This window comes from Methanogenium organophilum (assembly GCF_026684035.1).
GTDB classification, from domain to species: Archaea; Halobacteriota; Methanomicrobia; order Methanomicrobiales; family Methanomicrobiaceae; genus Methanogenium; species Methanogenium organophilum.
Genome location: NZ_CP113361.1, coordinates 1,901,346 through 1,917,557, shown reverse-complemented (window position 1 = coordinate 1,917,557; position 16,212 = coordinate 1,901,346). Strand labels below are relative to the sequence as shown.

At 51.0% G+C, this 16,212-nt stretch carries 18 protein-coding genes; 10 read left to right on the top strand and 8 right to left on the bottom strand.

Translation table 11 applies throughout. The annotated features are described in order from the left end of the window. Positions 1-3: 3 nt before the first annotated feature. Positions 4-702 (bottom strand): hypothetical protein, encoded by a 699-nt coding sequence (locus OU421_RS09475; protein WP_268185856.1) that lies wholly within the window; start codon positions 700-702, stop codon positions 4-6. Positions 703-804: 102 nt separating this feature from the next. Between OU421_RS09475 and OU421_RS09470 the strand changes: the two genes are divergently transcribed. Continuing rightward, a complete protein-coding gene (locus OU421_RS09470) occupies positions 805-1,326 on the top strand; it encodes a flavodoxin domain-containing protein (protein ID WP_268185855.1) in 522 nt (173 codons plus the stop codon). Between the two features lie 108 nt (positions 1,327-1,434). Further along, on the top strand, positions 1,435-1,944 hold the full coding sequence (locus OU421_RS09465; RefSeq protein ID WP_268185854.1) for a flavodoxin domain-containing protein: 510 nt from the start codon (positions 1,435-1,437) through the stop codon (positions 1,942-1,944). 641 nt (positions 1,945-2,585) lie between these two features. Here the strand turns inward: OU421_RS09465 and OU421_RS09460 are convergent. Both OU421_RS09460 and OU421_RS09455 read right to left on the bottom strand, forming a co-directional pair. After that, on the bottom strand, positions 2,586-4,994 hold the full coding sequence (locus tag OU421_RS09460; protein ID WP_268185853.1) for a DNA-directed DNA polymerase: 2,409 nt from the start codon (positions 4,992-4,994) through the stop codon (positions 2,586-2,588). A 2-nt stretch (positions 4,995-4,996) separates the two neighbouring features. Continuing rightward, entirely contained in the window at positions 4,997-5,863 is an 867-nt protein-coding gene (locus OU421_RS09455; protein WP_268185852.1) for a malate dehydrogenase, read from the bottom strand. A gap of 49 nt (positions 5,864-5,912) precedes the next feature. Here OU421_RS09455 and OU421_RS09450 point away from each other — a divergent pair, with 49 nt between their 5' ends. The 3 genes from OU421_RS09450 (at position 5,913) to OU421_RS09440 (ending at position 7,906) form a co-directional block, all read left to right on the top strand. Next, complete coding sequence (locus OU421_RS09450) at positions 5,913-6,803, top strand: dihydroorotate dehydrogenase (protein ID WP_268185851.1); 891 nt, start codon at positions 5,913-5,915, stop codon at positions 6,801-6,803. Continuing rightward, positions 6,796-7,560: a dihydroorotate dehydrogenase electron transfer subunit gene (locus tag OU421_RS09445; protein WP_268185850.1), complete on the top strand. Its 765-nt coding sequence runs from the start codon at positions 6,796-6,798 to the stop codon at positions 7,558-7,560. Before OU421_RS09450 ends, OU421_RS09445 begins: the two co-directional genes overlap by 8 nt. Before the next feature lie 73 nt (positions 7,561-7,633). Continuing rightward, positions 7,634-7,906, top strand: coding sequence for a 2TM domain-containing protein (locus tag OU421_RS09440; RefSeq protein ID WP_268185849.1), 273 nt, complete (start codon positions 7,634-7,636; stop codon positions 7,904-7,906). Between the two features lie 12 nt (positions 7,907-7,918). Here OU421_RS09440 and rlmH read toward each other — a convergent pair whose 3' ends face one another. The 5 genes from rlmH to OU421_RS09415 form a co-directional block, all read right to left on the bottom strand. Continuing rightward, positions 7,919-8,401 carry a 23S rRNA (pseudouridine(1915)-N(3))-methyltransferase RlmH gene (rlmH, locus tag OU421_RS09435; protein WP_268185848.1) on the bottom strand — a complete coding sequence of 161 codons (483 nt, stop codon included), beginning with the start codon at positions 8,399-8,401 and terminating at the stop codon, positions 7,919-7,921. A gap of 3 nt (positions 8,402-8,404) precedes the next feature. Then, entirely contained in the window at positions 8,405-9,016 is a 612-nt protein-coding gene (gene mobA, locus OU421_RS09430; RefSeq protein ID WP_268185847.1) for a molybdenum cofactor guanylyltransferase, read from the bottom strand. Then, entirely contained in the window at positions 9,013-9,927 is a 915-nt protein-coding gene (locus OU421_RS09425) for a ketopantoate reductase family protein (protein WP_268185846.1), read from the bottom strand. The genes mobA and OU421_RS09425 overlap by 4 nt, the downstream gene beginning before the upstream one ends. Positions 9,928-10,204: 277 nt before the next feature. After that, complete coding sequence (locus tag OU421_RS09420) at positions 10,205-10,636, bottom strand: methylated-DNA--[protein]-cysteine S-methyltransferase (protein WP_268185845.1); 432 nt, start codon at positions 10,634-10,636, stop codon at positions 10,205-10,207. Then, the gene (locus OU421_RS09415; RefSeq protein WP_326493492.1) at positions 10,627-12,633 is read right to left on the bottom strand and encodes an ATP-dependent DNA helicase; all 2,007 of its coding nucleotides are present in this window, start codon (positions 12,631-12,633) and stop codon (positions 10,627-10,629) included. The genes OU421_RS09420 and OU421_RS09415 overlap by 10 nt, the downstream gene beginning before the upstream one ends. Before the next feature lie 105 nt (positions 12,634-12,738). Here OU421_RS09415 and OU421_RS09410 point away from each other — a divergent pair, with 105 nt between their 5' ends. From OU421_RS09410 to gatC, 5 genes are all read left to right on the top strand, one after another. After that, entirely contained in the window at positions 12,739-12,975 is a 237-nt protein-coding gene (locus OU421_RS09410; RefSeq protein ID WP_268185844.1) for a PspC domain-containing protein, read from the top strand. A gap of 68 nt (positions 12,976-13,043) precedes the next feature. Further along, on the top strand, positions 13,044-14,384 hold the full coding sequence (purB, locus tag OU421_RS09405) for an adenylosuccinate lyase (protein WP_268185842.1): 1,341 nt from the start codon (positions 13,044-13,046) through the stop codon (positions 14,382-14,384). Positions 14,385-14,563: 179 nt separating this feature from the next. Next, on the top strand, positions 14,564-14,734 hold the full coding sequence (locus OU421_RS09400; protein WP_268185841.1) for a hypothetical protein: 171 nt from the start codon (positions 14,564-14,566) through the stop codon (positions 14,732-14,734). Positions 14,735-14,939: 205 nt separating this feature from the next. Continuing rightward, positions 14,940-15,926, top strand: coding sequence for an asparagine synthase C-terminal domain-containing protein (locus OU421_RS09395; RefSeq protein ID WP_268185840.1), 987 nt, complete (start codon positions 14,940-14,942; stop codon positions 15,924-15,926). Positions 15,927-15,940: 14 nt separating this feature from the next. Next, positions 15,941-16,210: an Asp-tRNA(Asn)/Glu-tRNA(Gln) amidotransferase subunit GatC gene (gene gatC / locus OU421_RS09390; RefSeq protein WP_268185839.1), complete on the top strand. Its 270-nt coding sequence runs from the start codon at positions 15,941-15,943 to the stop codon at positions 16,208-16,210. Positions 16,211-16,212: the final 2 nt, after the last annotated feature.

Genomic DNA, 16,212 nt, shown 5'->3' with positions numbered 1-16,212 from the left:
AATCTACAATTTTATTCTGATTCCCATTATCTGCAGGAAAAAAATTCCAATACCTGCGGCACAGACAAACGGATACGGGAAAGACCCTGCAGTAGTGGGTTGAGGCAGTGCATCCTCGGAGATGTCCTCTACCCCATTTGCTTCACGATCCATAGTACCAGATATTTCTTCGTCTCCGGAAGGTTCCGTACTGCTAACCGAAGTAATCTCCTCTCCGGTCTCTTCTGCAGTCACTTTAACGGTCTCTTCAGGCGACCCATTGCCAAAATCCCCGGATATCTCTGCTGTCAGTCCAGGATTTGTCAGACGGATGTTTATGGTCGCATAAGATGTGCCCTGGAGGTCATAACGGTCAAGGGGCTCCGGCACTGCCCATACCAGATAGGTACCGGGATCCAGCGTACCCCCTGTCCTGCCGGTGTCCCAAACATACTCCCACACCCCGCTTCTGACAGGTGCATGGGTGAAAGACGCAGCAGTGCCTGATACCACCGGACTTGTGACACTGTCCAGCCTGACGCCACCGGGTTCAAGATTGGGGCCTGTCAGGAAGAGATACATATCATCATATCCCCCTCCCTTTCCGGAGAGATGAACGGTCTCTCCTATTACTGCAGATGACAGAGCGGATACCGGTATCACACACCAGCAAATAATACCAATAGAGATGAGAATTATTGACATCAGATTGATTTTATTCATTGAGTATCTCACCATAATGTCCATTACCATCAATTTTACATAAATCCCTCTCCGGATTCTATCAATAGTGATTAATGCAGGAGAATCCATACATGGATAATTATGACAGGAACTCGTACACTCATTGCATATGCGACAAAATATGGGACTACGAAGGAGATCGCAGAAGAAATACAGGACATTCTAACAGAAAATGGCATTGAAAGTGATCTCATCAATGTAATGGAGACCGGATCTATCGATACCTACGATGCAGTCATTATCGGAAGTCCGGTATATATGGGAAAAATGCTCATTGAAGCACGGGATTTCTGCCAGAAATATATGCAGTTTTTAGCAGAAAAATGGGTCGCAATATTTGTCGATGGCGTCTCATGCTGTCCACCCGGAGAAGAAGCAGAACGGACACTCATTGCCGCTATTGATGAAATGAAAGATTATGTAAAGCCTGCGGTAAAAAAAGTATTTGCGGGATCTCTCGACCCGTCCGTCCTCATAGAGGCTGATGCACAGATTGCCGATATGGTGCACCCTCCGGTCGGAGATTTCAGGGATCATGAGGCAATCAGGACCTGGGCCCGGGAAATTGCATCAGCTATTCTTGAAAATAATAATTCCATATAAAAAAGGAGGTTTCTTAAAGAGAAACGATATACAATTCATATCTTCAGACGTCTTTCAGTTAACACACCAGAGACCAGTTGATACAGCCACCGAAAGAGATAAACTACCATGAACAATCGGATACTTGTCATATACGCCACCAAATACGGTGCAACAGAAGGAATTGCCACGGCAATCGCAGAAGGTCTGCGCAAGCAGGGTCGTGAAGTAGATGTACGAAACGTGAAGGACGTATTCGATATAACAGGCTATAGTGCTGTGATCATCGGGAGCCCGATATATTATGGCAAAGTACTACCGGAACTGGTTGCATTCGTCAGCCTTCACAAGAATATGCTACATGAAATTCCGGTGATCGGCTTTCTCTCAGGGTACTCTCTGCTGGATATTTCTCCGGAAAAAAAACAGGCTGCGTCTGCTGCTTTTGACCAGATACTGGAACATATCGAACTTAGAGACATTGGATACTTTGCGGGCAAAATATCAGAGGAGCACCTTTCCTTCAAAGATAAGGCAGTAATGAAGATCATTGGTGCAAAACCAGGGGATTACCGTAACAGGGAAGCGGCTGTGATCTGGGCCCAGGGCCTTATTGATCTCTGCCTGCTTCAGCTATAACACTATTGCGGGGGCTGAATAGACCACCCATATTAAAGGTAACGGTAGCTCAATAAACTATTGAGAATACATATGCACTCACCTGAACGATTATAGTAGTTCTGCATGACTGTAATCTGTCGCAGGAGGTGAGAGCTAAATTATTACAGCAGAAAAAGCACAATCCAGGGACTCCATCAGGTTAGAATATCTTCTCTTTCACCATGTCAATGCACAATACTATGCCATAGACGTGGCACCTCGAAACATTGCCTGATATAGAAAAGATACCACCAAAACATTCATACAAATCTATAAATATTCTTTTTTGAACATCTCATGCCATCGGTGATGGTAAAATCCTCCCGGACACACGGGTATGCTAAGGCACCGAGTGTTAAACCTCCTTAAAAGATATTTCAGTATTCTTCGCTGCAATTACCCTTGCATGAGAAAACAGAAGATACATATTCCCCGGTGCAGTCGCTACAGATGAACTCATCTACCTAATCATCCTGTGGATGCTGTATATTTCTCCAAAAAACAGGAATAGATAAAATGGCCACCAGAGGTACCCCCCAATACATTCCCCGAACGGAGATTTCCACGATTGAAACCAGATCAATGTATGGACAGTGGATTTTAACCACAAACTCCGGGTATCAGAAGAAGTCCGCGAGAGTTGTATGTGACGGATCCATCTCCTGCCACGTCCACCCGACAGCTTCAATGATACGTGATATCGGCTGTTCAACCGACCGATCAAGCATCTTTTCGAGGTCGATCTCAAATTCCGGGGGGATCTGATCCGCATACTCAAAGCACACCACATCGGTCTTAGGGTATTTTCCCGTCACATTCCTGATGTATACCCGTTTGGGCTTACTCCCGGATACAAACCCGGTTCCCAGATATTTGTTGGAATATTCAGCCCCCCTGACATGTGCATCCTTGTTCTTGTAACTGTCAAGGGATTTGTTGATGCCTCCGGGAATGCCAATCTCCTCAAGAGAATAATTTCCTTTCCGGTATTTTTTGATCACATCACCAAGATATGATTTCACTGCAGCCCTGCCCGAGCCACGGAGAATGAGTTCCATCACATGCTGCTGGACCTCTTTTGTCACCTGGGACGAGTCCGAGCGCTTCATCTCAAAGCCGACGATATCAATCTTGTCGACCTCTTTCCCCTCTTTCCAGACCAGATGCCCTGCATACCGCTTTTTCTTTCCTGCCTGGAAGAACCGCCGGTATATCTTCTCAAATTTGATGGAGAAATAATGCGTTTCAGCCCCGAGCACCTCACATGCAAAATCACCATAGCTCTCGTTGAGACGCGCTTCAATCGCCCGTGCCATTCCAATGGTTTCTTCGGCGTCCGCCACCGGGAGCTCTATCATGCAGGAATCCGTATCCCCATAGAGCACACTATATCCCATGCCTGTTATCACATCACGGGTGTGTGCAATTATAGCCCGCCCGACCGAAGTTACAGCAGACCCAATCTCCCGGTCATACAGGCGGAACCGTGCATACCCCGAGACACCATAATAGGTGTTCATAATTACTTTGAGAACGTTTTGCTGGATATCATAGAGCTGATACTCGGGAGATCCATAATCAAAGGTATTGCGCAGTGCCTTCTTTTCATCCCGCTCGCCCAGAAGGTCTGCAATGATACTGCGTGTCAGCCCGTCCGGCGATTTTTTGAACCGGATTCCATTTGGTGCACGGAGCTCTCCTTCCGGATCCTTTGTCTCCATAGAGGCATTGATGGTCATCATGCACATAGGGTACAGGGACTTCAGGTCAAGCACTACAACATTCTCCTTCACCCCCCGTGACGGGTCAAAGACCGTCGCACCCTCAAATTCATCACCTGATGCAAATCCCTTGGAGGGAAGTACATATCTGCCGGATGCCTTGCGGAGAACAAAGATATCGATCACATTCGAAGAGTTCAGTGTCCGGTCCAGAGGACAGCCCACATAGCGGGCAATTTCACGGTAGAACCCAATGATTGTACTTTTTGCATCAATTCCCACACAGAGTTCCACATCACGCACATTATATGCCACCAGATCCTGCGGGTTATCCCGCCAGAGATCACTCAGGGTGCCAGTGTAGCGCACCTTGCCTTCCCCAAGCTCTTCTTCCCCGATAGCGTCCAGCCGGTATGACTCCTTGCGTGAACTCTGCATCTTTCGGTATCCTGTCAAAAGGTCGAAGAGGGCCCTTCCGCGAAGCGGGTTTCGGGCACCGGCGCCGGGTATCCGCGACAGAGAATCGGGCTCAAGGCCAAGGGCCTCCATGCGTTTTGTGATATAACTGATATCAAAATCAACGAAGTTCCAGCCGGACAGGATATCCGGATCGGTCTCACGGATATATGCCCCAAGCCCCCTCAGAAGGGCACGTTCTGATGAATAGGTGATTACCTGATGGTTTGGGCAGACCGGAATCGGTTCCGGATGTTCTGCCTTTCCCGGGGGCTGCAGGTAGAGCGTTACATAAGCATCATCGAATGAGTCATGACAGGTGATGCAGACAATGGCATCCCTACCTGGTTCCGGGAATCCGCGTTCATCCTCACACTCAATATCCATCATACATACCCGTGCCGGTGCATCCACCTCTGCAGATATGATATCCCGGTAATCCGCAGATATCACATCCCGGTAATCTGCGGGTATGCCGGAGACGATGGCTCCCCCGGTCAGCCCCCGGTCAATCAGGTACCGTGTTGCAAAGGGGATATCTGCTTCATAATGCGGTTCATAATAATCACGAACATCGCGCACGTCACCCGGTGACCGGGTGTAAATCTTCCGGAGCGCCTCTCCACGTATAGAGGTATAGGAAACGGTGGTATCAACCTCTGTTTTAGGATGCGGGGGGAGGGAATCGGCCTTTTCCTGAGAAGCGTAGAAATAGGGGCGAAACCCGGTCACCTCGATCTGGTGGGCAGTACCGGAGGGATCCCGCCCAAAGATATAGACAACCGGCCCGTCCGGGGTGTTTGCATACTCAACCTGGTTTATCGCAAGGCTGAGTTCTTCTTTGTTATCCATTGTTATTCATCAGCCCGTCTACAGAGTGCACAGGATGCAGCCGCTGCCTCCATAAAGTGTGCCTGTTCCCATTCATCCAGTTTCCATTCAATGATCTCTTCGATACCCCTGCGCCCGATACGTGCGGGTATACCAAGAGAACACCCGGAAACCCCATATTCACCATTCAGAATGCAGGACACCGGCACGACAGCATGGGCATCCTCGGCCACGATACGGACAAGATTTGCGATATGCCAGGCAGGCCCGAATACGGTTCCTCCCTTGCCCCGGATCACTTCCATACTTGAGCGGCGCATCTTTCCCAGAATTTCATTACGTGTCCCTTCCGGCACATCCTCCGACAGACACGAGAAGAGCGGCACCTGATGCTCACCATGCTCGCCGAGCACCCAGGCATCACCCAAAATCCCATATTCTGTCAGGTAACCCCCAAATCGGGCTGTATCAAGCTGACCCCCAAATCCAATACATCGTTCGCGGGGAATTCCACAGTGATGATGAAAGTAATAATTATTCGCATCCATCGGATTTGTAATTGTGATAAGGACACCGGAATAATCTTCCAGAAATGCTGCACATTCATTTACTGCGGGAAGGTTTACCATAAGCAGGTCAGCACGTGTCCTGACATCAGGTGTCCGTCCCATACCTGCTGAAAATACCGCAATATCAGCCCCGCTGATATCTTCCGGATCCGTTGAGATGGAGAGGTCAATACCGGTGTGGAGAATGTCAAGCATCTGTGCACGGGAGAGTGCAGTATCGATATCATAGAGACATATCTCATCTGCGATCCCCAGCACTGAAGCGAGATACGCCACCTCACCACCAATCTTTCCGACACCCATCACCGAGAGGCTGGTCATGGATCAGTTATGGGTATGCTAATAATAAATAACTACAATTTTTAACCAGATGGTGACACTAATTCCGGGCGATGTAACAGTGGGCGGCGTCAGGCTGCAGAACCACTGCATTCTTGCAGCAGGCGTGCTGGGAACAACCGGAGCATCCCTTGCACGGATGCTTCAATCAGGAGCGGGCGGTGTGGTTACGAAATCAATCGGCCCCGAACCAAAAGAAGGACATCACGGCCCCTGTGTGGCAGTTCTGGACGGCGCTGTGATGAACGCAATGGGTCTTCCCAACCCGTCCAAAGAGTTTACCGGGGAACTTGACGGGCTTCGCGGGAAACCGGTCATCGCATCCATTTTCGGCGGCACGCCGGAGGAGTTCGGGGAAGTGGCAGACTGGTTTGCAGGCCGCGTGCAGGCTCTTGAGCTAAACCTCTCCTGCCCGCATGCAGAAGGATATGGTGCGGCAGTCGGGGCGGACCCGGACATGGTTGAACAGTGCACGCGGATGGCCAAACATACTGGCCTCCCGGTATGGGTAAAACTTACCCCGAATGTAACCGACATCACCGAGATAGGTCTTGCAGCAGAGCGCGGCGGAGCAGACGCCATTGTGGCAGTGAACACAGTGAAGGCGATGCGGATATCAACACATTTCCGACGTCCGATGCTGGGGAACGGCATGGGCGGACTCTCCGGCCCTGCCATCTTCCCGGTGGCTGTCCGGTGTGTCTGGGAACTGTATGAATCCTGTGAGATACCCATCATCGGGTGCGGCGGCGTATCAAGTGCCGACAATGTAGTGGAGATGATGATGGCCGGTGCATCGGCAGTGGAGATCGGCAGTGCAGTCGTGGACGATGTGGCGATATTCCGACAGATTTCTGAGAATCTCTATCGGCAGGACGGCGGCGAATGTCCGGAAAATATTGTGGGGTGCGCCCATGCATGAAATTCCCTCTGTCCCGGTGACAATCACGGACATTATCGAAGAGTCACCATCCATCAGGACATTTGTCTTCTCCAGACGGTTCCCGGCAGAACCCGGCCATTTCTGCATGGTCTGGGTGCCCGGCACCGATGAGATACCCATGGGATTTTGCGCACAGAATGCTATTACCGTGCAGAAGGTGGGGGACGCCACAGAAACCCTCTTTACACTCAGCCGGGGAGACGAGATCGGTATCAAAGGGCCACTCGGAAACGGATTTTCTCCCACCGGAAAAACACTTGCTGTTGGAGGTGGTGTCGGGGCAGTACCTCTGCGCCTGCTTGCCACATCCGGTGCGGCAGATGACTTCATCCTCGGAGCACGCACAGCAGCAGATCTGCTCTACCGCGAAGAACTCTCCCGATGCACCAATCTCCAGTGTGCAACAGATGACGGCACATACGGGCATCACGGATTTGTGACAGATCTGTTGCGCACTGCTGACCCGGCAATGTACGACACTATCTGTGTCTGCGGTCCGGAAGTCATGATGAAGGCGGTGCTTGCCATCCTCATTGACGCCGGATGCCCGGAGAAAGGGCAGTTTAGTCTTCATCGCTACATGAAATGCGGAGTAGGAATCTGCGGCTCATGCTGTATTGATCCCACAGGACTCAGGGTATGCCGTGACGGCCCGGTATTTACCGGCGATATCCTTGAAAACAGCGAACTGGGGGCATATGCACGGGATGCGTCCGGACGCCGAAAGTCATTCTGAACATCTAATTTTTTTACGCTGGTGAACCATACTTCAAAAAATCTTTTATTTTCCGCCACCACTATGAAAAATAATGGAAGATGAAGCCTACGAAAGGGCAAAAGCACATGTAAAAGAAATCAGGGATTTTTATTATCACCTGGGGATGTATATATTCATCAATCTCCTCCTCTTCACCATCAATGCAGTCACCGCATGGGGATCCTGGTGGTTTTACTGGGTAACAATATTCTGGGGAATAGGTGTTGTAATGCATGCTGCATCGGTTTGGGGCGGTAAATATTTCCTTGGAAAAGAATGGGAGGAAAAGAGAATTCAGAAGATTCTTGAAAAAGAGAATAAGTGAACAATCATTTTTTTACCGGTGATACTGCCGTCCGGCATTAATCATTACACCACGATATACCTGTTCAGCCAGAATCAACCGCGCCATCTGGTGTGGAAATGTCATCGGCCCGAATGAGAGGAGCAAATCCGCACGTGCCCGCACATCCGGCGCAATACCGAGACTCCCTCCTATGGCAAAAGTGATTCTGTTTTTACCCTCAAGTATGGCATCATTCAGGTAACGAGCAAACGCTTCAGAAGTCATCGTATGACCTTTGACATCAAGCACAATACACAGGTCCTGTGGACGAACATGAGACAATATGCGGGATCCCTCCTTTGCGAGAATGCGTGCATATTCTGCCGGACCACCATTGTCAGGCAGGCGCTCATCTGCTACCTCTGTTACCATAAATTCCGCCATCCCGGTGAGACGCCGCGAATATTCTGCAACCCCGTCCCGGTAGAAGGGCTCCTTTGCCTTCCCAACAGCAATGACATGATACCGGACCATTTTTTACTCTTCCGGATAGACCGCACGAAGACGGATATAATCTTCTTCATTATTGATATTGGTGAAGGTCAGGAGTTCAGGGTCAAACCGGCGGAGGAGATCGCAGTCCACATAGTTTACTGAAAGGCCGGACATGAGATCACGCATAGACCGTGCCTCTGTACCTGCAAACCGGCGAACCAGTGCCTGCCGCCGGTACACCGCATGAAGGGGTTCTGTCATTCCGTTTTCCCAGCGGGGAATCGCAGCGTCGAAACCCTCTGCAGCATGGAAAAGATAATCAATCACATCTCCACTGACACAGGGCATATCACAGGCAACAGCAAATAGGAAGTCCCCTTCTGCCTCACATACACCGGCATGAATGCCGCCGACCGGACCGCGGCCCTTATGCCGATCCGGGACAACCCTGACACCGGCAATTTCCGAAAACCGGTGACACTGATCAGTATCACGCACGACAATGATCACTTCATCAACAATTTCGTTCAGGGTTGATACAAGAAGTGAGATGAAGGTAGCGCCACAGTGGCTGAAGAAATATTTTTCCCTCCCTCCCGCCCTGCGAGCCTCTCCACCTGCAAGAATAATACCGGAACGCATGAGTATTTTCACGAATCTCCCACTGTTTCCCGGAATCGGATCAGCCGGGTGATGAGCAGATTAACAGGGGTCGATATGCCATGTCCAGCCCCCTTTGTCACCAGTGCCCCGTTCATAAAATCAATTTCGGTACGTTTTCCAGCGGAAAGCGCCTGATACATGGAGGAATGGTGGGCGAACGTTGACGGGATCTGTACATCGTGCAGATATTGCAGATATACTTCTGTGGTTGGATATTCCAGAGTGATGCCCTCTGCATCCGCAACCGCATAGGCTTCCTCAACAATGTCTGTGATTACCTCCCATGCATACGGATTTAAAAGAGCGCCATACGGAACCCCCATCACGGCACCAAGCGGATTCAGTGCTGCATTGTAGATGGTCTTCCCCCAAACTGCAGAGCGTATTGATTCGGTTGCAACAGCAACGATTCCCGCCGTTTCGAACATTCCGACAAGCGTATCTACCCGCTCATCACATCCATCCGGGAAGAGGCCAAACTGTGCGTCGCCTCCGATCACCGATATATGGATGTCAGCATCCCCCCGCCACTCAAAACCCGTGATGATCATGCCGCCGATTACATTTCCGGTATATTCACTGATAATCTCCTCATTACCAATGCCGTTCTGAATAGAAACTACAGAAGCATCCCCAAACCGGTCCCCGAACTCTTCACAGATATCCCGTGTCTGCGTTGCCTTGGACGTGATGAGGATGTAGTCATATTCATCATCCGGGAGGTCAGTGGTGCAGGGAAAGGTATAGGTGCCATCCCCCCAGAGGCCGGTAAGGCGTAGCCCAAGGCGTGTAACAGCATCTGCATGCCGCGGTCGTGCTACCGCATGGACGTCTGCCAGTGATGAAAGGCGGGCAGCAATGGAAAGACCAACCGCCCCCGCTCCGAGTACTGCTATCTTCATGGTCACATCAATAGATGATAGATTCGCCTTCAGTACATTTAAATGGTCATTATCCAGACCTTGCAGAGAAGATTACCCACGATGCTCTTTACCTGATCGCATCGAATAGAAAGGTATCAGCAATGAATAATCATCCCAGGCGGACATTCACTGCTCCGGACATCAATTATAAGGGAAATTTTCTTCAAAATATGACATCTGATAATACATTGTGAATGAAAAGGACGAAGATCTGCAAAGGGTTCCGTTCTCCTCTCGACTGAAAACAGCCCTCACATCAGTCCTGCTGTTCCATTGCAAGAAGGGCCTGTTTTATTGAAACGTCAGGAGTGAAACCGCCCAGTCCGCCCTGTGCCACAACCCTGTGGCATGGAATTACAAGGGGCGTCGGATTTCGCCGCATTGCTATTCCAACCACCCGTGGGGACGTGCCACACTCCCATGCAATTTTCCCGTATGTGGCAGTCGATCCGTACGGAATCCCGCATACTGCACGGTACACAGCAGCATACGGGGCACCGTCTTCTGTTGCAACAGACCGGAGAGAGATTTGGTCACGTAGCCTGCCAGCACAGTATGCCCGGATGGCAGGCGGCACCGGACCCTCCGCACCCGTCTTTGCAAATGAGACATGGTGTACACAGTCTTTGGACCAGTCTACATGAACCCACCAAAGACCAAACCGGCAGGCACCGGTTGTCAGCGCCACTGTTTTGCCTCCTCGGAAAACGAGGATAGCGTGCACGGGATCATTTCTTCCTGCATCCACGGGGGGAGGCCACCATGAACTTCTGTTTCAAGAAACCGGCTCTCTCCGATCATAAGAACACCTCGGTCTTCCGGCGTGCGCAGCACACGGCCCAGCGCCTGGAGGACACGATTAATCGCCGGCATGGTGTAGGAGATGAACTCTCCCTCCTTTCCAAACTTGTTTTTGAAATATTGGTTTGTCATCCGCCTTACTTCCGTGAACGGCGCAAGGGGAAGCCCTAACACCAATGCACCGGAGAGGAGTTCTCCCCGGTAATCCAGTCCTTCACTCCATTTCCCTCCACAGACTCCAAAGATAATCCCATATTCTCCACGGGATGGAAGTGACATGAACTCCCGGAGATCTTCTGCGGCATCAGAAGAGGAGGAAGACTCGATAAAGACGCGCTTGCGGTTCAGACGTGACGGGAGATTTGCTGTGAAGCGCTCAAGCAGTTCATACGACGGGAAATATACCGCGAGGCTGCCATGGAGCGTTGCAAAACTGCGAATGTATCCTTCAATACGTTCCATGTTTCCGGCATCCCGCCGCATACGGTAGGTGGATGTGACATCCTTTGCACAGAAGAGCGCCCGGTTCTCCTTTGGAAACGCATTGGGAAGGCTGAGTGTCTGTACTGGAAGATCTTCAAAGTAGAGACGCCGGTAGCTCTCCACAGGAGAGAGGGTGCCACTAATAAATATCGCACAGGCATGATACGAGGCGATATCCTTCAGGGTCGATGATGGGTCGATATTGCGCACCTGAAGAGATATCTCCTCTCCCTTCTTCCGGTACAGGGTGAGAAACGCAGGATCATCAAGCGACCGCATGATCCGGTAAAAGAATGCCGTCAGCCGTTCCACCGCACTCTCTTTGAAATCGCCGGACTGTTTCTGTGCCTCATGGTAGGTCTCTTCTGCCTTGAGAAGGTCGTCAACGATATCATCGATACGCTGGTAGAGACTGCCGGTCAGGACAAAACGCACAAAATTCGCAGGATCAAACCAGTCCTCTTCCTTGAATGACCGCTGCAGTGAGTCCATGAACTGACCGACACGGGGCAGCATGTTCAGCAGGGCATCGGCCCCCGCAACACGCCCCCGCATCCGACCTAATTCGATCATACCCTGGTCAAGAGAAGCACGGAAAAGGGTCACAGACTGTATGCTTTCTACAGTACTGCCACAGTTATGCGCCTCATCAACGATCAGGAGTGCATTCTCTGCTTCGATGCCCAGTGACTGATATAGCTGGTCACGGATATCAGTATCAAAGAGATGATAGAAATTGAGAAGAATAACGTCTGCATCCCGTGCGGCCTGCAGCATCACTTCATATGGGCAGAGACCCTTGGAAAATTCATGCAGACGGTCAGGTGTAACCTTGGTTCGTGCGACCTGTTCCGCACGCGATTTTAGCGTGCCCGAGGGCACCATCCGCAGACCGTCTGCCCCCTCGATGAATACCCGGCTTCGGATAAAATACGGGCAGAGGAGCGGGTGTTCTGCATCCTGTCTCCGTATTTGATCCTCAATTACCTTGTCCTTGGCCGGCACATGCGCACCTTTGCGCGCACGTTCACGCATCAGTGATGAGGAGAACGCCTTCAGACCCTCACAGACACGATAGGTATCGCCTTCCCCTGCCATCGGGCACATCTGACGTTTCCCAACAAGATAAGAATAGCGCAGATTCGGATGTTTCTTTCGGACAAGCTCCAGTTCACGGACAAACGTATTGAGCTGACTGACCGTCCGTACTGCAACAATGACCTTTCTGCCGTTTGCCTCTTCAAGGAAGGCTGACACAACACTTGACTTCCCACTGCCTGTCGGGGCATCTATCATCCCGATGCCGCCTTCCCGTGCACAGGCGGCTGCCATATCCAGCATATCCTGCTGGTGGGGACGGTATGACCCATATGGAAAATAGTCACCTCTGATGCCCATCATCCCCATATTTGTGTGTGGAGTATCATCTACTCTTGGGTCTGAACGTATTCCGCCAGGTCGTCAGTACACAAAGAAATTTATCCAAAAGACAGTGACTATACATGTATGCAATCGTCACGCCGTTTCGGCCGGTCTGCTGACAACCGGATGCTGGGGGGTGTATGTGGAGGTATTGGCGGTTACCTGCACGTGAATCCCACGCTGATCAGGATCATCTGGGTGGTGCTCACTCTATTCACATACATGCTGCCCATGATCCTGCTATACATCATACTCTGGGGCCTTTTACCCGAGGAGAGCGACCCGATGGTTATCGATGCGGATTACCACATCAGAGAATAATATCCGCCCAATTCTCTCTTCTTTTCTGCAAACCATTTTTGCGCTTCCGGCCGCATGTATAGAGTACTATGGCAATCCACCCCATCGACTTCCGGTATGGCACACCGGAGATGCGAGCTGTCTGGGACGAAGAGAACCGGTTTCGCTGTGTAGTCTCAGCAGAAGTTGGTCTTGCAGTCGCAGAGGCAAAGGCAGGAGTTATCCCGCAGGCAGCTGCTGATGAAATCGAGGCCCATGCGCCGGACGCATCCCTTGCACGCGCAAAAGAGATTGAAGAAGAGATCAACCACGACATGATGGCCATTGTGAAGGCCCTCTCTGAAGTCAGCGGAGAATCAGCACGGTGGGTTCACTATGGGGCGACATCCAATGACATTCTCGATACGGCAACCGGACTGCAGGTAAAAGAGAGCCTGGGGATCATTGAGCAGAAACTCAGAATCCTTCTCGGTGTACTTCTGGAGCGCAGCATTGAAACAAAGAATCTGGTCTGCGCCGGACGCACCCACGGACAGATTGGGGTACCCACTACCTACGGTCTGCGCTTTGCCATCTGGGCGTCTGAGGTAGCACGCCATATTGAGCGGCTGGAACAGCTCCGCCCGCGTGCAGCGGTGGGGCAGATGACCGGCGCTGTCGGAACACAGGCATCGCTAGGGAGTGCCGGCACTGCAGTCATGGCCAATATGATGGAATATCTCGGCCTGACACCCGTTGACGTATCCAGCCAGGTCATCCAGCGTGACCGGTTTGCCGAGTACATAATGTTCCTTGCAAATGTTGCCACCACCCTCGACAAGATTGCCCTTGAAGTGCGTCTGATGCAGCGCTCAGAGATCGGTGAGCTCGAAGAAGCATTTGGCAAAAATCAGGTAGGTTCTTCCACGATGCCGCACAAGCGCAACCCAATCAAATCCGAACAGGTCTCCGGTCTGTCACGTATTGTCCGGGCCATGATTGAGCCGGCCCTTGCAAACAATGTCCTCTGGGATGAGCGGGACCTCACCAACTCTTCGTGCGAACGCGTCACTTTCCCTGAGGCAAGCATTCTCTGTGACCACATTCTCACCGTTATGACAAAGGTACTCACCGGGCTGCGTATCCGTGAAGATAATATCCGAAAGAATCTGGATCTGCTTCATGGCGTGAATATGGCAGAATCCGTGATGATTGAACTGACGAAGCGCGGAATGGACCGGCAGGACGCCCACGAGCGGGTGCGTGTTGCATGCATGATTGCCCTTGAAGAGAAGCGCCCCGTAGCAGAGGTATTTTCAGAGGACGAGGCAGTTGCCGCTCATCTTTCCTATGAAGAGATCGTGGCGCTCCTGAATCCGGACAACTACATCGGAACCGCTGTGGCACAGGTGGAGGCACTTGCAGAAAAACTGAGCCCACGTACCGTATAAGCAAAACAACCCATCCCATACCAACTTTTTTGATAATGTCTCTCAAAATTCGGAACCGGCTAAACAACGGATGGCCATGGAACGGCCGTCATTGAGAGGGGGGATCAAACATCACATTTCCTGTTGTCTGGATCTACTGGGCGGTAAGCCTTACCATCGTTACGTATGTGTCTGCGTGGATGCTCAACAATAAACGGGAATACAGGTATGCCACACTCGTCACCGTATATGCAGTCTACTTTGCTGCATCCCAGATTCTTGCCAAAAATAGTATCGGGTTCCTTGACACGCCATGGTTTGTGTGGTACAAGAAGATGCTCGAAAAGGGCCCTGTAGCATACGACATTTAGATAGAATAACAGACAATTCCACCAATTTCCATCTTTTTTCCACAGGTATATTCCAGAGTTGACAGCAGGAGCAGGCGAGGGAACACCTGCGATGAGAAGGAGGACAGTACCTGCCGGCCTTCAGTACTGGCCAAATTCACATTCTTTTTCTAGTCAGTGAAGAGATTGTACCTGGATAACCGGATTGAACAGGAACGGACAAAAGATGGTACCAGAGATTAACCTGAAAGGCTGGATAGAAACTGACGGCACTGTGCTCACCACCGAAGAGATTGCCTCCCGTCTCACGGGAGGGGCTGAATGGCTCACCGCATGCGGAGGAGAGTTCTTCCTTACCTGGGGAAACGGCTGTGCACGTGATCATATGGGAATTGTGCCCGGCAGCTGCGATGCAGGTACTGTAATGGAGAATGGCGTTGTGACAGGCCGGATAATGCCTGACCCCCCCCTCCTGCCACTCGCAGATGCAATCGAAACTGCCGTGCTGCTCAGAAAATCAGGCGGGGTTGTCGCATTCTCGGGCGGTGTTGATTCAGCTCTGGTTGCTGCCATTGCGAAACAACCGTGTGTAACCCTGGGAATTGCCGGCTCACACGACCTCTCCCATGCAACAGAGGTGGCAAATGAAATCGGGCTGGATCATACCTGTGTGACCGTCTCCCCGGATGACATCGAAGATGTCCTTCGGACAGTGATAAAGGTCATCCCCCGTGCCACTCCTGTCGATGCGTCAATTGCCGTAACACTCTACTTCGTTGCGCAATGGGCAGGAGAAAACGGATATTCCCACATTCTTGCCGGTCAGGGGGCAGATGAACTCTTCGGGGGATACGCACGATATCTCGATACCGATGATATCGCCCGTCTCTTTAAAGAGGACTTTGCAGGCCTTGCCGTGCAGAGTGCCCGCGACCAGGCAGTGGCAGGTCTTTTTGGCTGCTTCTTCTCCTGTCCATTTCTTGATGCACGTGTTGTGCGCGCTGCAGAGGCCATTCCCGCAGAGAGAAAAGTCTACGGGGGAGTACGGAAACGTCCTCTCAGAGAGGTCGCATGCGGCTATATGCCACGGGAAATCGCCTGTTACGAGAAGAAGGCGATGCAGTACGGCAGTGGCATCTGGAAGGTCATCCAACGAACCGCACGTAAAAACGGTTATAAAAACTCAGTACAAGGGTACATGAATCAACTCTGAAGGGCACGAGACGTATGGTTTTGGAAAACGATGTTGAAGGAATTGCAAAACTTGCAGATATCCATATACAAAAAGAAGAACTGGCAGAATTTACCTCCCAGTTCAATCATATACTTGAATATTTTGATATCCTGGATACCGTCAATGAAGGTGAGGAAGGCGAAGCTGATCTGGTAAATGTTCTGCGTGAAGATGAGGTAACTCCTTCACTGACACAGGAAGCAGCATGTGCCAACGCCCATGAGACGGAAGACGGGTTTATCAGGGCACCACGGGTGATGTGAGA